19 protein-coding genes and 1 tRNA gene are annotated in these 25,606 nt (G+C 46.9%); 2 read left to right on the top strand and 18 right to left on the bottom strand.

Annotated elements, in window-relative coordinates:
• Window positions 1–111: 111 nt before the first annotated feature.
• From ITJ87_RS10945 to ITJ87_RS10935, 3 genes are all read right to left on the bottom strand, one after another.
• Window positions 112–675, bottom strand: a complete 564-nt coding sequence (locus tag ITJ87_RS10945; protein WP_117964483.1) for a nitroreductase — start codon at window positions 673–675, stop codon at window positions 112–114.
• A gap of 67 nt (window positions 676–742) precedes the next feature.
• On the bottom strand, window positions 743–1,867 hold the full coding sequence (locus ITJ87_RS10940) for an HpaII family restriction endonuclease (protein ID WP_117964484.1): 1,125 nt from the start codon (window positions 1,865–1,867) through the stop codon (window positions 743–745).
• A gap of 157 nt (window positions 1,868–2,024) precedes the next feature.
• A complete protein-coding gene (locus ITJ87_RS10935) occupies window positions 2,025–2,621 on the bottom strand; it encodes a YigZ family protein (RefSeq protein WP_117964485.1) in 597 nt (198 codons plus the stop codon).
• Window positions 2,622–2,751: 130 nt separating this feature from the next.
• Here ITJ87_RS10935 and ITJ87_RS10930 point away from each other — a divergent pair, with 130 nt between their 5' ends.
• Window positions 2,752–3,903: a glycerate kinase gene (locus tag ITJ87_RS10930; RefSeq protein WP_117964486.1), complete on the top strand. Its 1,152-nt coding sequence runs from the start codon at window positions 2,752–2,754 to the stop codon at window positions 3,901–3,903.
• On the opposite strand, the gene ITJ87_RS10925 is transcribed toward ITJ87_RS10930, so the two are convergent.
• From ITJ87_RS10925 to ettA, 12 genes are all read right to left on the bottom strand, one after another.
• Window positions 3,900–5,240, bottom strand: a complete 1,341-nt coding sequence (locus ITJ87_RS10925) for an MATE family efflux transporter (RefSeq protein ID WP_117964487.1) — start codon at window positions 5,238–5,240, stop codon at window positions 3,900–3,902. The genes ITJ87_RS10930 and ITJ87_RS10925 overlap by 4 nt on opposite strands.
• A gap of 109 nt (window positions 5,241–5,349) precedes the next feature.
• Window positions 5,350–5,532 (bottom strand): hypothetical protein, encoded by a 183-nt coding sequence (locus ITJ87_RS10920; protein WP_005828120.1) that lies wholly within the window; start codon window positions 5,530–5,532, stop codon window positions 5,350–5,352.
• A 64-nt stretch (window positions 5,533–5,596) separates the two neighbouring features.
• A complete protein-coding gene (locus ITJ87_RS10915; RefSeq protein WP_008663162.1) occupies window positions 5,597–5,998 on the bottom strand; it encodes an FKBP-type peptidyl-prolyl cis-trans isomerase in 402 nt (133 codons plus the stop codon).
• An 18-nt stretch (window positions 5,999–6,016) separates the two neighbouring features.
• Window positions 6,017–6,592, bottom strand: a complete 576-nt coding sequence (locus ITJ87_RS10910; RefSeq protein WP_117964488.1) for a flavodoxin family protein — start codon at window positions 6,590–6,592, stop codon at window positions 6,017–6,019.
• A 130-nt stretch (window positions 6,593–6,722) separates the two neighbouring features.
• Window positions 6,723–7,970 carry a DUF1015 domain-containing protein gene (locus ITJ87_RS10905; RefSeq protein ID WP_009036888.1) on the bottom strand — a complete coding sequence of 416 codons (1,248 nt, stop codon included), beginning with the start codon at window positions 7,968–7,970 and terminating at the stop codon, window positions 6,723–6,725.
• A gap of 47 nt (window positions 7,971–8,017) precedes the next feature.
• Window positions 8,018–8,941 (bottom strand): NAD(P)-dependent oxidoreductase, encoded by a 924-nt coding sequence (locus ITJ87_RS10900; RefSeq protein WP_117964489.1) that lies wholly within the window; start codon window positions 8,939–8,941, stop codon window positions 8,018–8,020.
• Between the two features lie 110 nt (window positions 8,942–9,051).
• On the bottom strand, window positions 9,052–10,119 hold the full coding sequence (serC, locus tag ITJ87_RS10895; RefSeq protein ID WP_005828105.1) for a 3-phosphoserine/phosphohydroxythreonine transaminase: 1,068 nt from the start codon (window positions 10,117–10,119) through the stop codon (window positions 9,052–9,054).
• Window positions 10,120–10,393: 274 nt separating this feature from the next.
• Window positions 10,394–11,731, bottom strand: a complete 1,338-nt coding sequence (locus tag ITJ87_RS10890; RefSeq protein WP_117964490.1) for a DEAD/DEAH box helicase — start codon at window positions 11,729–11,731, stop codon at window positions 10,394–10,396.
• 155 nt (window positions 11,732–11,886) lie between these two features.
• Window positions 11,887–13,176, bottom strand: a complete 1,290-nt coding sequence (locus tag ITJ87_RS10885; RefSeq protein ID WP_005828102.1) for a DNA/RNA non-specific endonuclease — start codon at window positions 13,174–13,176, stop codon at window positions 11,887–11,889.
• Between the two features lie 97 nt (window positions 13,177–13,273).
• Window positions 13,274–15,766: a choice-of-anchor J domain-containing protein gene (locus tag ITJ87_RS10880; RefSeq protein ID WP_227203620.1), complete on the bottom strand. Its 2,493-nt coding sequence runs from the start codon at window positions 15,764–15,766 to the stop codon at window positions 13,274–13,276.
• Window positions 15,767–15,778: 12 nt separating this feature from the next.
• A complete protein-coding gene (locus ITJ87_RS10875; protein WP_005828100.1) occupies window positions 15,779–18,526 on the bottom strand; it encodes a TonB-dependent receptor in 2,748 nt (915 codons plus the stop codon).
• A gap of 224 nt (window positions 18,527–18,750) precedes the next feature.
• A complete protein-coding gene (gene ettA / locus ITJ87_RS10870; protein WP_005828098.1) occupies window positions 18,751–20,448 on the bottom strand; it encodes an energy-dependent translational throttle protein EttA in 1,698 nt (565 codons plus the stop codon).
• Between the two features lie 139 nt (window positions 20,449–20,587).
• On the opposite strand from ettA, the gene ITJ87_RS10865 reads away from it, so the two are divergent.
• Window positions 20,588–20,660 (top strand) — tRNA-Lys (locus ITJ87_RS10865).
• A gap of 324 nt (window positions 20,661–20,984) precedes the next feature.
• Here the strand turns inward: ITJ87_RS10865 and ITJ87_RS10860 are convergent.
• The 3 genes from ITJ87_RS10860 to ITJ87_RS10850 all read right to left on the bottom strand — a co-directional run bounded on the left by ITJ87_RS10860 (window position 20,985) and on the right by ITJ87_RS10850 (window position 25,564).
• Window positions 20,985–23,189 (bottom strand): alpha-galactosidase, encoded by a 2,205-nt coding sequence (locus ITJ87_RS10860; protein WP_117964493.1) that lies wholly within the window; start codon window positions 23,187–23,189, stop codon window positions 20,985–20,987.
• 100 nt (window positions 23,190–23,289) lie between these two features.
• Window positions 23,290–24,051, bottom strand: coding sequence for an SDR family oxidoreductase (locus ITJ87_RS10855; protein ID WP_117600585.1), 762 nt, complete (start codon window positions 24,049–24,051; stop codon window positions 23,290–23,292).
• Window positions 24,052–24,433: 382 nt separating this feature from the next.
• Window positions 24,434–25,564 (bottom strand): DUF4852 domain-containing protein, encoded by a 1,131-nt coding sequence (locus tag ITJ87_RS10850; protein ID WP_229135093.1) that lies wholly within the window; start codon window positions 25,562–25,564, stop codon window positions 24,434–24,436.
• Window positions 25,565–25,606 lie beyond the last annotated feature (42 nt).

The raw sequence follows: 25,606 nt of genomic DNA, 5'->3' as shown, positions 1-25,606 counted from the left end.
CCCATTTCCTCTATGAAGAGGAAGCCCAACGGAGAGTGACGGAATTATACTTTATGTTGCTTCATGTATGATTAATTACCTGACCGCCACCTCTCCTGCGGGTATCTTTTCTTAGCGGATGATGGTCAGCGTCCCTTCCTTCACCTTCTTCTCTTTCACCGGAGCATCCGCAGAGGCATATCCCAGGGCTGCGCAGCCATATACCTTATGATTTTCGGGTACACCCAGCTTTGTCAAGAAAGCGCGGACATCGGGGTCGTCGCACGTCTGCCTCAATTGGTTAATCCAGCAGGAACCAATGCCGAGGGACTTGGCGGCAAGAAAAATATTCTCCAGAGCGCAAGCGCAATCCATAGCAGCCCACCATTGGGTAGGCTCGTTGGAGACAATGACCAGCGTGGGGGCATGATAGTAGCAGCAATAAGTCTGGCTATGTCCACGTTCCCGTGTATGAGGGTCGTCACTCTTGGCAAAGGCGCCTTTGATTTTATCATTCAACTCTTTCAGTACTTCCTTATTCTGAATGGCAGTGAAGTGCCACGTCTCCAAATGCATACCGTTGGGGGCATAAGTAGCCGCCTCAAGGATAAGATTCAAATCTTCTGCGGAAACCTGCTGTTCCATATAGGCACGGACGCTACGGCGTGCCTTGATAGTTTGTAATGTCTCGTTCATTTGTTTAATTGAGAATTGATAGTTGATTATTGATAATGCAAATCGGTGCGTATTCAGTAGGGCTGTTTCATCGTTTCACCAGTCCAATCTTCACATTCAGCTTGAAGTACCAGACGCCGTTCTCGCGCTCCAAGAAGCCGTATTTATCTTTCTCTACGGCACCTTTCTCCAAACGCGTGTTCTGATAAAGGAAGTCTGCAAAGACTTGCGGACGGGATTTGTGGTAGCAGAGTATCTGCCCGTTGCCGTCCGTCAGGAAGATGCCTTCGACGGCAGAGTCCGTACCGTTATAAATTTTGGCAGGGCGCATGCCGAGGGCAAGTGCCAGCAGGAACTGCTTCATCTTGAACTCGTAGAAGCGGTGCTTGTTTATCAACTCGTCTTTTATCTTCAGCGGATTCATCTCCTTGATGCGCTCCGTCAATTCGCTGATGCGGGTAATGCCGTCCAAGTGCATCAAGCGCACCATCTCGGCAAGCATGCGGGGGAAGTGGAGGTCTATCATCAGCAGGTTGCAGCGGAATACGCGGTCGGCAACGTCGGCATACTTCAGCACGCCACCCAGTCGCTCAATCATCATCATGCGTTCTGCCACTTCCGTAGGAGATTCCGGCAGGGCATTCACCTTGTTCACCGTGGGCACGGCAAACTTGACACCGCTTTGCTCCAGCTTCAGATTCGCCGTGCGCCCTCCGTCCAGCAACGGATTCATCGGGGCGAGACGACAACGGACATTGAAGCCCGTCAGAGGTGCTTCGGGATGCCAGAAGGCAACGGAGAAGTCGGTACGGTCCTCCGTCTTTGCTTCCAGGTCGAAGATGTTGACAGCATCCAAAAAGGCTTCCAAACCTTCGGACACTTCCACTTCCTCGCCCGAAACGTTCTTCAACAGATGCAGAACCAACTCTGCCGCATCACCAAAGTCTTCGCGGGGGAAACACAGTTCCTCCTTCTCGCCCGGAACAAACGAACCGTCCTTCCCGGTAGTTCCGCTGACAATGCGCACTTCCTGCGCTTCGATATAGTAACGGCGCGTACCGTCATGCTCTTCCCTCTGTATCAAGGCAACGGGCCAGCGCAGGGTTTCGTCTTTTTCTGCTTTCGGTGTACCCAATGACACGGCTCCATCCGCCAGCAGGCGAAAGAAGGTGTAGAGCTCACCCAGTTCTCTTTTTGTTGCACTAAATGCCATAAACTTTCTTTTGTTTAAAGGAGGGAGTCAGCCTTTCATAAGGAGTGATGCCGTTTCCGCAAAGAAAACAGTCTGTTCCGAAGGACAAAACAACTCGTTCCGTTAAAGGAAACAAACAATTTCCCTATTAAAAGGGGCCCTTATCCCATTTGTTATATTATTCAAACCTTAATGTTTCTACTTTCTCCAACCGTGCCCGCAACTTCGGCATCATGGACTGACGGATGCGGAGCGTCATACGGCAGTCCATATCATACGACTGTTCCAGAATTTCCGGCTCCTCCTCCTTCACCACCCGCATCACATCGTTCATGAAGGGGTATTCGAAGAGGAAAGTCACCTCCTCATCTACCGTCTTTTCAATGATGGTGGCAGCGGCAATGGCTTCGGCGGCAGCAGCCTTATAGGCTACAATCAGTCCACTCGTACCCAACTTGATACCGCCGAAGTAGCGCACTACGATGACGAGAATATCCGTCAGTTCGTTGGAATTGATTTGTCCCAGAATCGGCTTGCCTGCCGTGCCCGAAGGCTCCCCGTTGTCGTTGGCACGGAAGTCCTTCCGCTCATGGCCCAGCATGTAGGCATAGCACACGTGGCGGGCGTCGTAGTATTTCTTCTGGTAAGTTTCCAGATGCGCCTTCACCTCCTCTACTGTACGCACCGGCAGGGCAATAGCAATGAACTTGCTGCGCTTTTCAGTGTAAATGCCCTCGGAAAGGGCAACGATGGTTTTATACGTATCTTCGCTCATGCTGCAAAGATAATGCAAACTGAAGACAGAACTTTCATGCTTGCATGAAAAAGAAATGAAATTTTGTATATACCTTTGTAATTGTACAACTTGTCATCCGAAGCATGACGAAACTATAAAAAACGTATTTATGAAAAAGATAGTAATTGCCCTTGATTCCTTTAAAGGCTGCCTCACCTCGGCAGAAGCAGGAGAAGCTACCGCCCAAGGGGTACATGCCGCATGTCCCGAATGTCGGACCATGGTGCTCCCCGTGGCCGACGGTGGAGAAGGCATGCTCGACGTCCTGCTTGCAGCCAGTAACGGAAAACGTATTACCGTCCGTGCCCACGACCCGTTGATGCAACCGTGCGATGCCAGTTACGGCATCTCCGGAGACGGCAATACCGCATTCGTAGAAATGGCTGCCATCAGCGGCCTGCCACTGGTTCCTGCCGACAAAAGGAATCCGATGAAAACCACCACCTTCGGAACGGGTGAACTGATACGCGATGCCTTGGAACGGGGATGCCTCCGTTTCGTCATCGGACTTGGAGGGAGCGCCACGAACGATGCCGGTCTGGGAATGCTGCAAGCATTGGGATTCCGTTTCTTCGATAAAGAAGGACACGAAGTGGGAAGCATGGAAAAAGGCATCGCCCTATGCGGTGCCCTTCTATCGGAAATCAGCTCCATAGACAGCTCTTCTGCCCATCCCACACTGAAAAAGGCATGTTTCACGGCGGCGTGTGATGTACGCAATCCTTTCTTCGGTCCCAATGGAGCAGCCCACGTATTTGCTCCCCAAAAAGGAGCAGACGCGGATATGGTGAAGGAACTGGATGTTGCTATGCAGCATCTTTCGGACGTCATATTCCGCACTACCGGCAAAGACGTATCCTTGCATCCCGGTGCCGGTGCGGCAGGCGGTATGGGGGGCGGTCTCCACGCATTTCTGGATGCACAGTTGAAACCCGGCATAGAGCTTCTTTTGGAAACTCTGGACTTTGCAGAAAAGATTAAGGATGCCGATCTCCTCATCACCGGAGAAGGGAAATCGGACCGGCAGACTCTTATGGGAAAAGTACCTTCGGGCATCTTGCAGGAAGCAAAGAGGCAACATATTCCCGTCATCCTGCTGGCAGGAGCGATAGAGGATGCCGGGATACTGAATGCAGCTGGATTCCGGGGCGTATTCTCCATTACCCCCTCTCCCATCTCTTTAGAGCAGGCCATGCAGCCTGAATTTGCTCAAGAAAATATCCGAAGGACAGTGGAGCAAATTTGCCGGATTTTCTTTTAACTCCCTCTAACTCCTTTAACATACCGATAGCACCAGATACCGACCACGTCGGCAATCAGCCAGCCGATGGGAATGGACCACCAGATGCCCGTCACCCCAATCTCAGGTATCGAAGCAAGCCAGTAAGAAAGAACGACACGGGTGCCCAGCGACAGCACGGTCAGCACAACAGACATGCCCGGCATACGGATGGCCCGGTAGTATCCGTACAGCAAAAACAAGATGCCGATGCCACAGTAGAAAGCACCTTCGATGCGTAGGTACGCCACTCCCACCGCAATAATCTCCGTTTCGTCCGGACGGACAAAGATAAGCATCAACGGTTTGGCAAAGATGAAAACCAATACGGACACAAGGAGCGAAAAAACAACAGTCGTGACAAATGCACTGCAAACACCCCGGCGGATACGGTCGTAACGTGCTGCCCCAAAGTTCTGTGCAATAAAGGTGGAAAAGGCGTTCCCAAATTCCTGCACGGGCATATAGGCGAAAGAGTCAATCTTCACAGCTGCCGCAAAAGCTGCCATTACCGCTGTTCCAAAGCTGTTGACAAGTCCCTGTACCATCAGGATTCCCAGATTCATCACCGACTGTTGGATGCAAGTCAGTGTAGAGAAGGAAGCTATTTCCTTCAAGCAAGTACGGTCAAAACACATGTCTTCATGATGCCATCGCAGTTCCGGACGCCTTCTGTAAGTATAAATGATGATACCCAGAGCAGCTACTCCTTGAGCGAGAACAGTGGCCGCAGCCGCACCCTGAATTCCCCAATCCAGTTGTAGGATAAAAAACAAGTCGAGCGCTATATTCAGAACGACAGAAACTGCCAGAAACCAAAGCGGAATGACAGAATCCCCTACTGCACGCAGCAGAGATGCGTAGAAGTTATAGATAAAAGTGAAAACTATACCGCAGAAGATTATCCACAAGTAGCTGCGCATCATGCCGTATATGTCTTGCGGAACCTGCAACAGCCGGAGAATAGGATCGAGCCAGATAAAAACGGCTACATTCAGTATCAGTGTCACGATACCTATCAGTACAAACGAACTGAATATGCTACGACGCAGTGCTACATGGTTTCCGGCACCATAATGTAAAGAGAACACAGTGCCACTGCCCATCGCCAGTCCCAGCAAAACGGATATAAGGAAAACCATCAATGTGTATGCCGAACCGACCGCCGCCAACGCCCCTGCACCAATGCATTGGCCTACAATGAGCGTATCTGCAATGTTGTAGCATTGCTGCAAAAAAGACCCTACCATCATGGGTAGGGTAAAACGTAATAAAGTACCGGTTATGCCTCCCTGAGTGAGGTCTCCTTTCCGTAGCATCCTGCTTTTGTTTTTAAGAGTTTCATTTCCGGGTACAAAGATACAAAACCCTCCAACAAATCATCTGGACTCGACGAAGAAAGAGGCATGTAATAAAAAAAGCAGAGGGTTAACCTCTGCTCTCCATACTGTTTTTGTCAGGATTCAGAATCTTTACGACCTGACGAACATCTCTCTTGTCTGCATTACCGTAAAGGCCAATCTGTTGTCCGGGTACTGTTCCCTTTTCATGTTCTGCCTGGGACAATGCTACTTTCGGGTCAATATGCCCTGCTTTCTTATCTATATTCATACCTATTGAGTTTTTCTAAATTCTTATATGAGAACAAGATAAAAAAGCAAATTGTTCAGCAGTGTCACGAGATATTTAGTAATTCCACTTCAAATATCAGTGTGGAATACGCCGGAATGGGTCCACTGGTACGTGTACCGTATCCCATGGTGTAAGGGATATATACAATCCAACGACTTCCGGGATGCATTCGTAGCAAGGCAATCTGCCAGCCCTCAATCACTTCATTCAGACGAAAAGCCTCCGGACAATTCCGTTTCCACGAATTATCGAACTCACGCCCATTGATAAGCGTGCCTTTATAATGCACAGATACTACACTGTTGAGACGTGGTGTCGGACCGTCTCTGCCTTCCTCCAATACCCGATAAAGTATGCCGCAAGGCAATTCCTTGATTCCTTCTGCCGTACGCAACTGCTCCAGAAACTGTTCGTTCTGCAATTTATATTCTTCTTTTCTACTCATATTGACTTTTTCAATACTTTACAATAATTTGTGCACTGCTTTCTTGCAGTTCCGCATATCCTTTTCCGTCAGCTCAGGATGCTTCTTAGTACCTCCCCTCTCAATGGTTTTCACAATCTTGAAACCACTCCATTTCAGAATCTCCCTGAAAGCTTTCACCACACCGTGCGTCTGATTATAGAGAATATTGAAAGGATAAGGGGTAGTACAAGTGCTTACCACAATCGCTTTCTTACCCTTATGAAGCGGAAGAGGCATTCCCCAGGAGTTCTCCCCCATCATGCCGTAAACCATACGGTCGAAAAGCACTTTCACTTCTCCCGGCATGTTTCCCCAATAGCAAGGAGCACCGATTATCAGTGCATCGACTTCCTTCATAGACTGCAACACTCTCTGTGCCCCATCCTCGGGCAGACAACACTTCAATGAACTGCGACACTTCATGCAACCGATGCAGGGATGTACCTGCAACCGCGGAACGTCTATATAAACAGTCTCAGCTCCACAACCTTCAAGTTCCTGCTTCATCAGCTCCAACATTTTCGACATGTTGCCATGACGGCGGGGACTACCGTTAAGAATCAATACCTTCATTGTATACTCTCAATTTTTCGGCAAAGGTCGGCATTTTCTACATAATAACCTTATTATTCTGTTTTAATCCGAAAAAAAAGGGGATGTCTTTTAGTGGAAGACATCCCCGTTTCAGTTTATATCAATTCATTTAGTCCAGTTTATGAATCACCAACCCCGAACGCAACTTCGGCTCAAACCAAGTTGTCTTGGGAGGCATGATGTTGCCCGTATCGGCGATGTCCATCAGCTGCTTCATGGAAACGGGATAGAGGGCCAATGCCACTTTCATCTCACCGCTGTCCACCCGCTTCTTCAACTCTTCCAAACCACGGATGCCACCTACAAAGTCGATACGCTTGTCGGAACGGAGGTCTTTGATGCCAAGCACTTCATCCAGTATCAGATTGGAGGAGATGGTTACATCCAGTACACCAATGGGGTCGTTATCATTATAAGTACCCGGTTTGGCAGTAAGGCTGTACCACTTTCCGTCCAGATAGAGGGAAAAGTTATGCAGTCCGGACGGCTTATAGATGTCCTCACCTTTCTCCTCCACGATGAAATTCTTGCCCACAGCGGCCAGGAACTCTTCGGGAGTCATGCCGTTCAAGTCCTTCACCACCCGGTTATAGTCAATAATAGTCAACTGGTTGGCAGGGAAGCACACGGCCATGAAGTAATTGTACTCTTCGTCACCACGGTGATTGGGGTTTTGCTTGGCTTTCTCTGCACCCACCAAAGCGGCAGCGGCGCTGCGATGATGCCCATCGGCAATGTAGAGGGCGGGCATTTGGGCAAACTCTTGGGTAATGGCATCAATGTCCTCCTGCTTGTCTATAATCCAGAAGGTATGACCGAAACCGTCACCCGGAGCGATAAAGTCGTATACCGGTTTCCCGGCTGTATAACGGGAAATGATGGCATCCAGCGCAGCATTATCGGGATAGGCAAAGAACACGGGTTCAATATTGGCATTGTTCACCCGAACATGTTTCATACGGTCCTCTTCTTTGTCACGACGAGTCAACTCGTGTTTCTTGATAACGCCGTTCATATAATCGGGAACATAGGCACCAACAACAAGACCGTACTGTGTCTTGCCGTTCATGGTCTGGGCATAGACGTAATAGTTTTCTTTATCATCTTGCACCAGCCAGCCTTTCTCTTGGAACATACGAAAGTTCTCTGCAGCTTTCCGATAAACACGTTCGTCATGTTCATCCGTACCGACGGGAAAATCTATTTCTGGCTTGATGATATGATATAAGGACTTCTCATTACCTTCCGCTTCTGCACGTGCTTCTGCAGAATTCAATACGTCGTAAGGACGGGACGCTACTTGTTCCACCAAATCCTGAGGGGGACGAATCCCCTTAAAGGGTTTTATTATAGCCATAAGGGTGTGTTTTATATGGATTATTGAGAATAGTCTTACTATTCATCTCATTTCTTGTTTACGCGGAACTTCTCGCAACCGTCTTTCAGGAAGCCTACAATCTGCTTGGCAGCGGCAATACCTGCGTTGATATTGGCTTCGGCAGTCTGGGCCCCCATCTTTTTCGGTGTAGAGAAATAACGTCCGGCAAACTTGGCTGCAAATGTTTCATTGGCAGCAGGCATAATGTCGGTCATGTATTTCAAGTCGGTACGCTCTTCCATCAGCTGGATAAGCTCGGCTTCATTGATGACTTCCTTACGGGCTGTGTTCACCAGCAGGCCACCTTTCGGCATTTTGTTCACCAATGCATAATTGATGGAATTCTTCGTTTCGGCAGTTGCAGGGATATGCAGGGAAACGACGTCGCAAGCAGAGTAAAGTTCTTCGGCAGAATCCACAGCCTTCACTCCATCCTTCTCGATTACTTCTTTCGGACAGAAAGCATCGAACGCATAAATCTTCATACCGAAACCTTTGGCAATACGGGCTACGTTGCGACCCACGTTACCATAAGCGTGGATACCCAGTTTCTTGCCCATCAGTTCAGTACCGGAAGTACCGTTATACATATTACGGACAGCCATCACCATCAAGCCGAAAGCCAACTCGGCCACAGCATTGGAGTTCTGTCCCGGAGTATTCATTACACATACATTGTGGGCAGTAGCTGCTTCCAGGTCCACATTGTCATAACCGGCACCGGCACGCACCACAATCTTCAGTTCCTTGGCGGCATCCAGCACTTCGGCATCAATGATGTCACTGCGGATAATGATAGCGTTGGCATCTTTCACAGCCTCCAGCAGCTTGGCTTTTTCACCATATTTCTCCAGCAGCACGAGTTCGTAACCTGCTGCTTCTATTTCTTTACGAATACCGTCTACTGCCACTTTGGCAAACGGTTTGTCTGTTGCAACTAATACTTTCATAATTTCATGATATTAAAAAGACTCACCACAGATGACACAGATTATCACAGAGTTTAATCATAAAAACAATCTGTGCAAATCTGTGTAATCTGTGGTGAAAAACAATATTATTAATGAAGTTTCTCAAATTCCTGCATGCAGTCAATCAAAGCCTGCACGCTTTCCTTTGGCATGGCATTGTAGCAGGATGCACGGAATCCGCCTACAGAACGGTGTCCCTTGATACCTACCATACCTCTTTCGGTAGCGAACTTCAGGAAGTCAGCTTCCAGTTCCTTGTATTCGGGAGCCATCACAAAGCAGATGTTCATGCGTGAACGGTCTTCTTTGGCAGCCGTACCCACAAACATTTTGTTACGGTCAATTTCAGCATACAGCATATCGGCCTTTTCGATGGCACGGCGTTCCATTTCCTTCACGCCACCCTCTGCCTTAATCCAGCGCAATGTCTGCAGGGCTGCATAGATGGGGACAACGGGAGGAGTATTGAACATAGAGCCGCTATCCACATGCGTCTGATAGTTCAGCATGGTCGGAATATAGCGGGATACCTTACCCAGCGCGTCATTCTTCACGATGACGAATGTAACACCGGAAGGAGCCAGATTCTTCTGTGCACCACCATAGATACAGATATATTTGGATACGTCGATAGGACGGGAGAAAATATCAGAAGACATATCCGCCACCATCGGGACGTTTACGTCCAAATCCTCTTTCAGTTCCGTACCGTAGATTGTATTGTTGGTAGTGATGTGGAAATAGTCTGCATCAGCAGGCACTGTATAGTCCTTCGGAATATAAGTATAAGTAGATTCAGCGGAAGAAGCGACTTCAACTACTTCACCGAATGCCTTAGCTTCTTTCATGGCTTTTTTGGCCCATACACCCGTATTCAGGTAAGCAGCTTTCTTTTCAAGGAAGTTGAAGGGTACCATGCAGAATTCCAAACTGGCACCACCGCCCAAGAACAGTACCGAATATCCTTCGGGGATATTGAGCAATTCTTTGAATAATGCCACAGCTTCGTCCACAACGGGTTGGAAGTCTTTGGCACGGTGGCTGATTTCCATCAGTGAGAGGCCTGAGCCATTGAAATCAAGAATAGCTTGTGCCGTATTCTCAATCACCTCACGAGGAAGGATAGAAGGTCCTGCATTGAAATTATGCTTTTTCATTTGAAGTTTGTTTTGGTTATACAATTTCGTTCATTAATGTCTTTCGACTTTGCGAAATTACGGAAATATTTCTTCAAAACAAACCTTTCCTGATGAAATTCTATTTTTAAGCCGCATTTAGCTTACTTTTTAATGGTTTATACAAGATATATACACCATTTTGTTATCTTTACTTATCAAGGATAATACTTTTAGAGAAACTAAAAGCAAGGCGGTTTCATTACTTCATATTCAAAAGAATAAACGCAAATAAAATGAATATTTATAAGATAAATCACTTTGCTTCCTCTATAACAGTTTTCATTCCCTTGATTTTTTCACCGCGTACCAGCGTCAACAATTGTTTCATTTTACTGCGGCGCACGGCTACAAAGGCATAGTGTTCCTTTACGTCCACCTGCCCGACATCTTCACGCGCCATCTCTCCTTTTTTATACAAGAAGCCGACAATATCTATCTTATTCAACTTATCCTTTTTCCCTTTACCTATATATAAGGTAGCCCATCGGGGCTTGGCCGGTTTGGGAAGCGCCTCCGGAAACTCGTACATTGCGATGTCTTCAGAGATATACTCGGGTACCCGCTCCTCGGCATGCAGGACAAGATACGCATTTCCCGATGCCTCCCAGCGGGCGGTACGTCCATTACGGTGTGTATAAGCTTCCTCGTTTATGGGCAGATGGTAATGCACCACATTGTCTATACCCGGGATGTCAAGTCCGCGGGCGGCAAGGTCTGTAGATATCAGTACGGCGCAACTGCCATTGCGGAACTTGTAAAGCGCACGTTCGCGGTCGGGCTGATCCATACCGCCATGGAACATGTCGCAAGGGAACTTCCTGGCTTGCAGGTACCCGGCAACACGCTCCACGCTTTCACGATAATTGCAGAATACCAAGGTGGAATGATAGCCGAGGGTACAAAGCAGGTTATAGAGGGTCTCCAGTTTGTCCTTCTCCGGAGAAACAACCTTGTGCAGCCGCAGACGCGGAGCAAGAGCTTCCGGAGCAAGAAAATCAAGCTTCATGAGCCGGGAGCCGGAAGAGGGGGTATCACCTCCTACTCCGGCGAATTGCGGTATTTCCTCTGCATCGGTGGCCGAGAGAAGCACACGCTTTTTCAGTGAGGGAAGCTGTCCGATAACCTCCGCCATCTCGTCATGGAAGCCGAACTCAAGACACTTGTCGAATTCATCTATCACCAGAGTGACAACAGTGGCGGCATTGAAATTCTCTTTCCTCAAATGGTCGTTCATACGTCCCGGAGTACCGATAATGACGGCGGGATGAATGCCTTTCATTGTCCGGTGTTCTTCCATGGCAGGACGTCCACCATAACAACTCATAGCCTTGAAGGGAGTCCCCATGGACTTGAACACGGTTTCTATCTGCAAAGCCAGTTCGCGGGAAGGTACCAATATAAGGGCCTGCACACCTTGTATCTCCGCTTTCAAGGTCTGTACCAGTGGAAGGAGAAAAGCCAGTGTCTTACCCGAACCGGTAGGCGAAAGAAGCACTAAATCTTTGGCTGATTGATAGGCTTCTTTAGCCGCCTCCTGCATCGGAGTGAGTTCCTGTATCTTCAAATTATGAAGTATATCCGAAAGTTCCATGAATATCTCTTTTTTTAATCAATGTGCAAAGATACAGATAAGAAGTCAGTTTCCATCAAAACGAAAACAGCTTTTAAGAAAGCTACCTAAATCATGGCATGCCCGTCATACTAAAAGGGGAGACTCCCCTTTTACAATATAGTTTTCTGAAGCTTTTACCAAGCCCAATCGTCAGCACTATAAGTAGCTTCTACAGTCTTCTCTATCTCATTAGGCAGGTTACAGAAGAAGTCGATACCGGTTTCGTACTCCAAATTTTTAATAGAAACGGCATAAACCATAAATTCATCTTTTCCAGGTTTTTCCGGCAATAATTCAGAATGAGGGACTAAAAAAGCGATAGTATGATAAACCCCTGCCTTCTCGCTCAACAGAGCCATGTAATAATAGCTGGGGCAAATGAGTCCGCCAAGTGTCAGCCCGTCGGCATTGGTGGTGGGATAAAGCCCGTCGTTGGCTTTCTTCACACCAGTGAAATTGGTAAGCAAACGGTCAGTAGTACCACCTTTCACGACATAAAGCTTGTCGTATGTGCCATTGATGGTGGAACGTCCCCAAGTCTGCACCTGCTTCTCAAGAGCCGCCCAATACTTTTGATTGAAACTCCCTATCTGTGGCGAGATATTACTGTAGTAAAAGGTCTGCTTATTGGCACTTTTACTGTACACACGGTCTTCGCTGGCACAAAGATGCCCCTTGTCGTACCCATCGCTCTTATGCATGGATTCAGTCACCTCCACACTGTTGTCAATATTGGGGTCGTCTTGATTCCACTCGTTGGCACGCTTCACATTGTCTTGCGCAGTAATCGGGTCGAAACTAAATGCCACCCAAGCCGAATGCTTCTTGGAAGCGATGTATTCCAAAGAGAAATTGAGTACCTGCCCGGCACCTTCCTCATCAGACACGCCTGCATAGTATTCAATATATTGATTGGTTGCATTGAGAGCTGGGATTTCAAGATTGTCTGCTTTATTGTTATCAGCAATATTGGCATTTTTCACATCTATATCCTCAGAAGCCACATACTCTATGCCCACTTCATTACCGTGAATATAGGCCACGCGGAGCTTGCCCATCTGATAATGATTGTAGCGGTTGAAACGCACCCAATAGCACGTAGAGGGTTTCACCTCAACGCTTTCGCTGAAAGCATCGGCAGACGGAACAACAGTAAGCCCTTCCAGCGACTCACTATTAACAGGAGCAAATGCGTAATTACGCCCGGTAAAAGCTTTGGACTGGATATAGAAAGGGGTGCCGATAGCCTTGGGCTTATACACGTTGAAACCATTGTCGCTCGACTCATAGCCCTTCATCACGTAAGTATCCGAACCTTGCTCGGTAGGTATTATCTCGGGAATGAGCGAAGCCTCTGAAGAATCATCACATCCAGCCAGCCAAATTCCGACCAGCAAAAGAAATAAGTAAGACAGTTTTTTCATCTATGTTTCTAAATTTGATTTTACGATACTAAGAATGCAAATGTGGTAATGGACAGTAAAGTCCATTACCACATTGTCTATTGCACAACCTCAGGAATTATTCCTTCACCACAAAGTTACTCATGTAGAATGTAGGAGCAAATCCAGGGTCAGTATTACTTGCATAACGAAATGCCACATATACTTTCTTGCCCACATAGTCGGCCATGGAAGTACGCATTTCGATCTCTTTAGAGCTTGTAGGCCACTCGAACGACAACGGATCACTCCAAGCCGCTCCTTGCAATGCTGCAATCTTCTCTTCATCAGTAGCAGTAGAAGCTGCAGGAATATAATTTTCGGATACATGTACAGACACTGCATCCTCAATCTTGCCTCCATACAAATAGTCTGCCGAAGCAGTGAATACCATCTGTGGGGCAATAGCTTCGGTAAGGTCTACCTCACCGGTTACAAGCCATGCCTCCGTATCTCGGTTACGCTGATAATAACCGCTTGCCTTGATACGGGTATAACCTGCACCTGCACTCCATACATAATTCATGCCATCAAGCTTCACATTCACAATCTGAGCATCGTTATGAAGTTCACCAGCAAAGTCATTGCTATAATACTCTTTTGCTTCCATCCATTTGCCGTCAGTCTTCAAGAATGCCATTTCTGCAGTTTCCGTTTCGGTATTCTTCTTCGCCCATGCAGTGCCATCGAAGCCATATTCATCGGCCATCACATCATACTCCTTATTTCCGAAATAAACTACTGCCTTGACATCCCCGCTCTGTGCGTAAGGGAATGCATTCTTCAGATAAACGGGCAATACGGCATCAGCATCGCTCAAATAGTCCGAACCGATAGAAACATAATCGGCAGGTTGCATCACACGGATACCGATACTTGCGCTTTCTTCGTAGGCAGTCCAAGCCGAACCGTCATACTGATAGAGAGCAGAAGCATTTGGCTTCACGTCTGATGCACGGGTAACGGCACGAGCAGGCATTTCAGCTTCTGATTCAGGAATCTCCTTATAAATATCCACACCCTCATAATACCCTGATACGGTACTTGTAAGTGACATGTTCTTAAACTCTACAGTAGGCGCACACTCTGTAGTACTCTTATAACGGAAAGCAATGGTTATCTTCTTGCCCTCGTAAGCACTCAGGTCAATATCACCGGAATTTACATAATTCCAATTCTTGCCTTCCGGCCATTGAGGTACATTCAGAGCCTTCCATTCAGCAGCAGCCACATCATCCACATAATCTTCCGAAGCCAGCAGTTCAATAAAATCAGCACGATTGTTACCATTCAAGAAATTAATGGCAATATCTACCTTAAGAAGAGGAGCCTTCGCTTTTGCTAAATCTATAATAGGAGAAACCACCCATGCTTCCGATTCAAAATCGCTATCTCCCACATGGGCACTACCCTTCCAACCATATTTGCCATCCACCTTCCATACATTGGACAACGTGCCGGTAAGTTTCACATTCTGAGTAGTGAAACCGCCCTCGTTTCCATTGAACGACTCATTCATATAAATGCCCAACGTAGCATTCGGATAAGAACCGTATGAATAAGAGTTTCCTTTTTCATAGAAATTCAGCTTGATGATTTTGTCCTTTTCCACATTTTTCACATCAAATGCCTTACGGTCATAGTTGTAAGCAAAGCTCCAATCCCCACCCTCGGGTATGGAAGTACCGATGTTGAAGCTGTTAAACGTACCACTCTGATAGATGAACTTGCCATCCGGGCGTTGCATAGTGAAACCTTTTTCCGTAGGAGTAAGTGTCATGATATGATTGGACACATCGCTGGTGATGAAACCATCCGCAATCTCTACCGGTTCACCCTCCATATAACCATACGTCTTATCCGGGTCTTTGAACTGACCGAAAGGAATCCAAGTATTGTCCTTCGTCGGAGCCACAATGACATAATTACCTCCTTCGGCATCAATAGAAGTTACTTTCTGGTATACCATTTTCACTGCACCGCCGCCTGTACTGGGCTCGGTCTCCGACCAAGCGTAATTCACTTGGCACACATCTCCCGTCTTCGGGTTCTTGATACCTTCCTTCAACAAAGCAGGAAGCTTCTTCAACGTAGAAGGGGTGAGATATTTCACTACCATGCTTTCCCCCCATACTGTAGCGTAATTGTCAGAAGTAAGGTCGAAAGTCTGAGCTTCGTTTATCTTCGAGAGATATTCAGGTTGCTCCTTGCCGATATTGTACTGTACCAGCACCTTGGAACCATCTGACAGATATGCGTAGAGCGAATCGACAAATGCAGGCAGATAGTCTTCGGGAGCTACCATATCAGTAAACATCTTGGTTTTACCCAGCTGGTTCAATGCCGTAAGATAAGTCTGCCCCTCGGGATCCTTGGCGAGAGCTATCCCTTGGTTCTTCGGCATAGAAGCTATTTTGCCATAATGGGCATCAGCCAATACGAGGGTATCGGTACTGACATCCGTGATGGTTTCTTTTTCATCAAATCCGGGGAAATTATCCTCGTTATAATCGCAGGCCCCGAGTGCAAACAGCGAAGCCAATGCGGTTCCTAATAATATATGTTTTTTCATAAATATGTTCGCTTAGAAATTCAACTTCAATCTTACAGTATAAGTACGTCCCCAACCATAGATAACACGTGTGGCCGTCTCCCAGTCATGGTTACTTCCGTCGCGTGCATCGGCTATATACTCTTGGTTGAACAAGTTGTTCACATTGCCGCTCAGTGTAGCACGAATCTTACCGAAGTCAAAGGTATATCCTGCACTTACATCAAATGTGCTCCATGAAGGAATCTCCCAAGGTTTTTCCACCACGTAAGCCTCTTTTTGAGTGGCTTGGCTCGCATCAATGTCATAATCGGCATAATTGCGTGCAAAGAAGTTCCAGTCTGCATTAAGACGCAAGCCTTTCATTGGGCGGAATGTCACTCCCAAAGCAGCTGTAGTCTGAGCAGAACCGCCCACCTGTACATTATCCATTTCAATGGTATACTTGTACTGATCTACATTACTCATATCTGTCACCACTTCACCACGGCTATTCGCCATAATTTGGCCTTCAGTATTCATCATGAAGCCTTTCGCTGTCCCATTCCAGCGCCAGTCTCCCCAAGAGAACATACCGTTAACTTCCATCCAGCGGAAAGGCTTGGCAATAAAGTCAAGCTCTATACCCATGTGGTTAGCCTGCGCACCGGTCATGTTCATTGTCCAACGCTGAGAAGCCCCGTTTACGTCTTCATAGGATCCGGTATCATATAAAGCCTTGTCTTTCCACATAGTATAATAGGCGTTTACATTGGCTGAGAAATACTGGCTACGATATCCATAACCTAATTCGAAAGAGTAAACTTTCTCATTCTTAGCATCAGGATTACGCTCATGTGAACTCTGAGAATTGATGAAGGTATTATCAAAAATAGGAGCACGGCTGATAAATCCGGTATTGAAGAATACGTTATTGTAATCATCAAGGTTGTAATTCAAACCAGCTTTCACATTGCCTCCCAAATAATGCTTCTTCGAAGACAGCTGTTTGTCACCACTATAATAGAAACGGTCTTTACGCCAATAACTGGTATTTGTAAGACCACCTGAAACAAATGCACTCACTTTATCTTTATTATACTCCAATTGGGCAAAACCACCTTCGTACATCACAAAACCGTCGTAGTCACGACGAATCACATCTCCTACTCCCAACTTCTGGTTTACCCAGGAGGTGACTCCACCATTCACACTATTCTCAGCCAATACACTCTTACGGTTATAAGAGTCTACATAATACTGCCCTCCAAAAAGATCGGTAATGACATTCTTGTGCAAACCTTTATAATAGCGGAAGTCAATACCACCATAGAAATCAAAGTAATCACCAAACTTAGTGGTATAAGTAGAAATCAATCCTGTCCAGAAATGGTCGTTCGAGGCTTTGTTCATAATCATCAGCGAACCTTTATAACCGGGCATTCCACTCACATTCACCGGATTAGTATAGTTATCTGCATTGAGCTTATCCACAGCATCATAATCAAAAGTACCATCAGGACAACGGAACTGAGTGTTCACCGTACCATCACTGGCCGTACCGTACCAAGAGCTGGTGTACCCCGTTACCCCCGTACCACTATAGCCTGCACCAGTACCGATAGACATATAAGCTGCTGTACTGAGGCTTGACTTATGGTTGATTTGCCACAAATGATTAAGAGACATCTGGGGCTTATGGTATTCGTTACGTGAAGAGTTCATCACTTGTCCATTGCGATAACCGAAAGTAGAATTGTAACGATAGGGACTTTCCTCACCCATCCATTGTTTTACACGCTGATACTCCTTGATATTCAAGCCATTTGCCATATTACGCTGATTATGCCACTGAGGTGCTCCAAAAGCTGTAAATGAAAGTTGATGGTTGTCATTGATACGTTTTGCAATACTCATGAACCAAGTGTAGGCCTCGGATTCCGTACCTTGAATATAACCGTCGCGTTTATCTCTGGCACCCAATAAAGTAAAGGCCCAACCATCTTTTGTCAGACCGGAAGAGACACTGAACATCACTTTACTGTAGCCGTCATTACCCATGCCGTAAGAGATGAAGCCGCCTTTCTTGGCATCAGTAGTCTTGGTTATAATGTTTTGTGAGCCACCTACTGAAGGAGTTGACACCTTGCTGGCACCAAGTCCACGTTGTACCTGAATACTGCTGGCCACATCAATCAAACCACCCCAGTTACTCATATATACTTTCTGGTTTTCCATTCCGTTCATGGGTACACCGTTAATCATCATAGCCACATATTCTGACTTAAAACCACGAATCTTTATGTTGGAATCACCAAAGCCACCTCCCTCATTAGAAGCATAAACACCCGGAGTAGATTTCAAGATTTGCGGTAACTCCTGAGAACCTATCTTATCTTCAATAAATACGGGGTCGACAGTAGATACAGCAACCGGAGTCTTGCGTGCCACAGCAATAGACGATGTAATCACTACGTCCTTCAGCATCACAGCATCCGGTTCCATTGGGATAGCACCCAAATCCACAGAAGCGCCCTTCTGCGTGATCTTCTTCTTCTGGTCTTTATAACCCACGTACTTGAATAGTAATGTCGCATTCGAAGCAACGCTTTGCTTGAAATACCCATCAATGTCGGTCACCGATCCTTGTGTAGTACCTTCCACCATGACGGCAGCACCCACTAACGGCTCACCTGTTTCTGAATCAACAAGCTGACCTCTCACTGTAGTCTGAGCAAATGCAGCGGCACTAAATACCGACAACACTGCAACCAACAGGAATTGAATTAGATGTTTTCTCATAATTCTGTTTTTTGTTAATAGATAGTGTTAATTAAACATTAATTTATGTTTTAAGTCGCAAATATAACTAATAAAAACGAGATTAATGTTATATTTATGTTACATTTTTTGAAGGTAGAAAGGCTTTTTTGAGATATTTTTAAACAAAAAAAGCCCTGCATTCTACAGCAGAGCTTTCGTATTGTCAACAAGTAAAAGAATATACTTTCAAATTCGCACCGAAATCAGTCATTCATAAGCTTTCTATAACGTACACGGGTGGGTTCTTCTTTCCCAAGACGTTTCTGTTTATTTTCCTCATATTCGGAATAAGAGCCCTCAAAGAAGAACACATTGGAGTCTCCTTCAAAAGCGAGGATATGCGTACAGATACGGTCGAGGAACCAACGGTCGTGACTGATGACCACGGCACATCCGGCAAAGTCTTCCAGACCTTCTTCGAGAGCACGGAGCGTGTTCACGTCGATGTCGTTGGTGGGTTCGTCCAGCAACAGCACATTACCTTCTTCCTTCAGGCAGAGCGCCAGATGCAGACGGTTGCGCTCACCACCGGAAAGCACTCCGCAGAGCTTCTCCTGGTCGGCGCCGGAAAAGTTGAAACGGGACAGATAGGCGCGTGCATTGATGTCGCGTCCACCCATGCGGATCAAATCGTTTCCGCCGGAAATGACCTGATACACGCTCTTGTTGGGGTCGATATCCTTATGCTGCTGGTCCACATAGGCCACCTTTACGGTCTCCCCTACCTCAAACTCGCCTTTATCTGCCTTTTCCAGCCCCATGATAAGGCGGAAAAGCGTGGTCTTACCGGCACCGTTAGGGCCGATGATACCCACGATTCCGTTGGGCGGAAGCATGAAGTTGAGATCATCAAACAGCAGTTTGTCGCCAAACGCCTTTGCCACATGCTTGGCTTCAATCACTTTATTACCCAGACGGGGACCGTTCGGGATAAAGATTTCCAGCTTCTCTTCCTTCTCCTTCACGTCCTCATTCAGCAATTTGTCGTAGGAGTTCAGACGTGCCTTCCCCTTTGCCTGGCGGGCCTTGGGAGCCATGCGCACCCACTCCAACTCACGTTCCAGCGTCTTGCGGCGCTTGCTGGCAGTCTTTTCCTCCTGCTCCATACGCTTGGTCTTCTGTTCCAGCCAGCTGGAGTAGTTACCTTTCCAGGGAATACCTTCGCCACGGTCCAGCTCAAGAATCCAGCCGGCAACGTGGTCGAGGAAGTAGCGGTCGTGCGTTACGGCAATCACCGTACCCTCGTACTGCTGCAAGTGTTGTTCCAGCCAGTCGATGGATTCGGCATCGAGGTGATTGGTGGGCTCGTCGAGGAGAAGCACGTCGGGCTTCTGCAACAATAGGCGGCAAAGGGCCACACGGCGACGCTCACCACCGGAAAGATGTTCTACGGACTGATCTTCGGGCGGACAACGAAGGGCGTCCATGGCGCGCTCCAGCTTGCTGTCGAGGTTCCAGGCATCGGTCGCGTCGATGATGTCCTGCAATTCGGCCTGGCGGGAGAAAAGCTTGTCCATCTTGTCCTGATCCTCATAATATTCGGGCAAGCCGAACTTCTGGTTGATTTCCTCGTATTCTGCCAGCGCATCCACAATGGGTTGCACACCTTCCATAACAATTTCCTTCACGGTCTTGGTGGGGTCGAGGTACGGTTCCTGAGCCAGATATCCCACAGAATATCCCGGCGAGAACACCACTTCGCCCTGATAGGACTTATCCAATCCGGCGATAATCTTCAGCAGGGTCGATTTACCCGAACCGTTCAGACCGATGATACCGATTTTTGCCCCGTAGAAGAACGAGAGGTAAATGTTCTTCAGTACCTGCTTGTTGTTCTGCTGAATGGTTTTATTCAGCCCAACCATAGAAAAGATAATCTTTTTATCGTCTACTGTTGCCATGTATTTAATGATTAACGTTCAGTGATTAATGATTAATATCAAGGGTTAATGGGGACAAAGATAAGAAAAAAGATGATATTATTTTGCAAATTTCAAAAAAGTATCTATCTTTGCACCCGCTTAACAGCAATAAAGGATTGAATCGCTAGCTCAGCAGGTAGAGCACAACACTTTTAATGTTGGGGTCTTGGGTTCGAGCCCCAAGCGGTTCACAGGGAAAAAAGCCAGAAGGCTACAAACATAAAAAAATCCTACAATACGTTGATATTGTAGGACTTTTTTATGTTTCCATCTTACCACGAAAAGGAAATATTGGACATCCAAACAGTGGTACAATTGGTACAGTAGGTACAGTGTCTCTTCTGCTTCACACACATGCGCTTATGTACATTGCTTTATAACGCGTACATTATTTATATACATGCGTGTGTGAGGCAAAAGGACCGCTGTACCCACTGTACCAACTGTACCCATCAACCTCACCTTTACACTGCTCAAGTTCACCTTTACGCGACTAAACCTCACCTTTGTTCACGTCATTTCACCTCTTCCAGATAAAGCACACGGCTCGAATAGTCGTTCTGCTTGTGGTAGTCCACCCTATGGTTGTATGGAACCTCCAGCCCGTTTGCCATAAGGTAGGCACCACTGAAGACCTTTCCTTCGTAGTTCAAGGGAACATTATCTATGCGGTTCAGCTCATGTACCCGGTATTGCTTGTCGGCACAGAGACCGGCCATCTTCACACGCGGCAGATGCTGGTTACAGAAGTGTTCCGTCTTCCACCAATAGAAGACTGCCCTATCCTTCTCTGGAGCCACGTACATTAATGAAGCCACACCCTGCTTGTCATAAGGGGATATCAAGCGGTAGATATCTCCCAATTGTACCACGGGACGAATGGTCTTGTACTCGGCAATGGCATTCTTGCAAAGCGCCTTTTCCTCTTCCGTCATGTTCTTGGGTTGGATTTCCATACCCAAACGGCCACTCATAGCCACATCGATGCGGTACTTCAGAGGGATGGTACGGAATGTCTGATGGTTAGGGGCGGCACTGATGTGCGATGCCATGGCTATGGCGGGGAAGAAATAGGAAGTTCCCCACTGCATATAGACACGTTGCAGGGCATCGGTATTGTCGCTCACCCAGAACTCGTCGAAGTAAGGCAGCACTCCGTAGTTGGCACGGCCACCGCCACTGGCACATGCCTGGATGGTAAGGTCGGGGTATTTGGCACGGATGCGCTGGCACACCTTCTCAAAGCCGCGATGATACTCTATATACATGTGGCTCTGATTTTCTTTGGTCAGGTATTGAGAACCGTGGTTCATGACAGCCATATTGGCATCCCATTTGATATAGTCTATCTCAGGATAAGAAGTCATCAGATTGTCAACAACACCGAACACGAAGTCCTGTACGGCAGGATTGGCAAGGTCGAGCACCACCTGCGTACCGCCGCGTCCCAGTACGAGGTCGCGTTCGGGAGCTTTGAGCACCCAATCCGGATGTTGTTCGTAAAGTTCGCTAGTGGTGTTTGCCATCTCCGGCTCAATCCAGATACCGAACTTGATGCCGCGCTTTTTGGCATCACTCAACAGCCCTTTGACACCGTCCGGAAGCTTATTCTTGTCCACCACCCAGTCGCCGAGTGATGAACTGTCGTTCTTACGGGGATATTTGTCGCCAAACCAGCCATCGTCCATCACGAACAATTCGCCGCCCATGGAGGCGATGTCCGCCATCATTTGGTCCATACCCTGCTGGTTGATGTCGAAATACACGCCTTCCCAACTGTTCAATAGAATCTTACGGGGAGTAGTGCCGTGCGCCAACTTGTGCAGACGCGCCCAGCGGTGGAAGTTACGGCTGCTGCCACTCAATCCCTCGTTACTATAGGTCAGGGCAAGTTCGGGAGTGCGGAAAAGCTCGTCTTTCTTCAAGGAATAAGCAGAGTTCTCTTCGTTGATTCCGGCAAAGAAATGGTGATATTCATCATCATGCGTCTCGATGCGGAGTTTGTAGTTACCACTGTAACAGAGGGCTGCGCCAATCACGTTGCCCGTGTTCTCCTGCGGACGGCCGTCAAGGGAGAACATCACTTCCGCATGGTCGGTATGAGAATTTCGCACACCGTCCTTATTCTTGATAACCTTCATGCCCGGAGTGAGAGGTTCCTGCGTCAAAAAGCCCTCATTGGCCCAGGAACCGGAGAGATGGGAGAGCCACACATCACCGCGGCGGATGGGCAGATAGCCGGAGGCAAACTGATTGAGCACTACCGGCTTCTTCTCCTGATGAGAAATTTCAGTCCAGGATTCTATCACGTCGGCATCTTGCCAAGCTCGGTAGCAGACATTGACAAAAAAGGGATACACTTTGTCTTTCAGCGCCACGACAGTCGTCACGGCATTTCCTTCCTTCTCGGTAGTCACATTCAGCACTTCAAGCTGGAGGGTCATGTTACCGTCAGCATGCTTCACAGCGAGAGCCGTCTCCACGGGGGTATTCAATCCATATTCGGGATAGGCCGTGTGGCCTGCTTCTGCCGTGGCAATATTCAGCAAATCGGTTTCAGAAAGTCTGTTACCATAATACAAGTGTCTCAGTGTACCGCCTTCAGGAGCCGAAAGCACCAAAGAAGTTTTCGGAGTGGATACACATACGTTTTGAGCCAACAAACTGCCGGTCAGCAGCAGTGCTCCAAAAAAGAAATTTGTTCGTTTCTTAAAATTCATGCTTTTCTTGTTTAGATTCTATAATCATTTAGCTGTGGGCAAATGTAGACGTTTCCCCGAAGATAAAATAGTATCATTTTATCATATTCTTATACAAATTCTATTTCCGGCTGACAATTGTCCCGGTAGCCTGGTTGGCAGGCATCACCAGCACTTCTGCAATCTGGATATGCTCGGGGACGGCAGCGGCAAAATAAACCACTTCGGCTATATCGTCACCGGTTAGCGGGCGTATACCTTTATATACATTGTCAGCCGCCTCCCGGTCGCCACGGAAACGGATGACAGAGAAATTGGTTTCCACCAGTCCGGGCTTGACGTTCGTCACGCGTACCGGAGTATCCACCAAGTCGATGCGGAGTCCGTCGGAAAGGGCCTTGACGGCGGCTTTGCAGGCACAGTACACACTGCCGCCCGGATAAGCGTAGTCTCCGGCAATAGACCCCATGTTGATGACATGACCGCGTCCGCGCTCCACCATGCCGGGAACTACGAGGCGGGTCATAGCGAGAAGCGCTTTCACGTCTGTATCAATCACCACATCCCATTCGTCGAGATTACCCTCGTGCTCCTTGTCTACTCCGATGACGAGTCCGGCATTGTTAATCAGTATGTCTATCGCTTTCCACTCCACCGGAAGGGATTCGAGGGCGGCACAAGCAGCCTGCCTATCGCGGACATCAAAAGGAAGCAGATACACATCGGCTCCGAATTTTTCTTCCAATTCTTTCTTTACAGCATTCAGTTTCTCCACATTACGGCCATTGAGTATAAGCCGGTAACCGTTCATGGCAAACTTGCGAGCACAGCCTTCCCCTATTCCGGAGGAGGCTCCGGTGATGAGTACAATTTTCTTTTCCATCGTGTAATAGTTTTTTATATCAATACTGTCAGCAAAGGTATTACTTATTATTTATTACAATCACATTTTTGAAAAGTCCTTTCTTCTTTTACAACCTCTTGCTTTATAAGTTTATCATCAATAAAAGTAAAAGCTGTTGTTATAATATACCATGTACCTTTGTTTAATTCTTCTTTATAGAAGAGTTTTTCTTTCTCTTGATTGTCCTGTATATAGGATATTTCCTTATTAAAAGGCTTTCCATATCTTTTTATGAAAAGATTTTATCTATACCAATTTTATATTTTCAGAGCTGAATTTACTTATTCGACTGGATGTATAACATGATGTCAGGGCGATTGTTACCAATGTAGTCAGAATGATATTTTTTAGTTTCATATTACTATTTATTGTTCTTTTCAGGTAACGTTTGTGTACCAAGATAATTGTATGTCACTTCTTGTATGTTATAAGGGAAGACATTATAATAACCGTCTGTTTGTACAATTTCCATGTTCAAAGCTTTTTGACCGTATGCTTTACGGAGTGTTGACCACTCGAAATCGAATGAGGTTCCGGGACGCATCACCATGGTACGTTTATCAGGAAGTGATACTGGCTGTTGGAGGATGCGCACATATACATATAGGGTAGCTGTTGGTGGCAAGGTCGCCGAGGTCATTTTACGCATGGTATAGATGCCTTGGGCAATGTTTTTTTTGCAAGGCAGGGTGGTAAATGACGGAGCGTTAGTGAAATGAAAGGCACAAGTTCCCCATAAGCAATAACCTTGTTGGGATAATTCTCTGTTCTGCTTGGTTTCCACATCGACACACGTTAAGCCCGAAATCGGAAAATGCTGTTGATTAATGTCATACATTTGGAGTTCCGAGAAACATTTGATGCGGAACACTTTATTGAAATCTGCCTTTGCTACAGCTTGTTCCAGTTCTTTCCGGTATGTTGTACGGAGTTCTTCCAGTACAAACGGGTCATTGGCTGCTTCTGCATATTGTTTGGGAGCACGGAGAGAGGCATAGGTTTCAACTGATGTTGTGTCGATAGGTTTGCCGTAAAGCTTATGTGCGTAGGCGAACAAGATAGCTGGGGTAAGGTCAACAGCTCCATTCATAAGGGAAACATGATGTCCGGACATGATGTTTCCTTTGCTTAAAGCCATGTTTAGATATACGCCGATCTTGAAATCCCCTTGTTCGGCAAAGACTATTTGGGGCGTTTCCGGCTGTTGGTAAATGCCGAACTGTTGATAGAGTTCGGGCTGGTAAGTAGGTATGTCGGTAATGACGGCAGTCCGTCCAGTTGAGTTTTTCGGATCCAGACTGTCGAATTGATTATTGGCGTTTAGCTGCCTAATAAATAGATAGCCCGAAGGCAATGGTTCGCCAATACGGAGCGTGTCGCCTACTTTATAAGTACGACCGTCACAAGCATCAATGCTCTGTTGGGCTTGAAGGGGTTGGCATAACAAACAGACACTGCTTAACAATAAAGCGGTCAAATTCATTCTTTTCATACGTTTTTTTATGCTTAATTCTATAGTTCTCATATTAATAGA

Source organism: Bacteroides sp. HF-162 (assembly GCF_015679285.1).
GTDB lineage: Bacteria > Bacteroidota > Bacteroidia > Bacteroidales > Bacteroidaceae > Bacteroides > Bacteroides uniformis.
The sequence above is the reverse complement of the archived record's forward strand: the minus strand, read 5'-3'. Positions and strand labels throughout refer to the sequence as shown.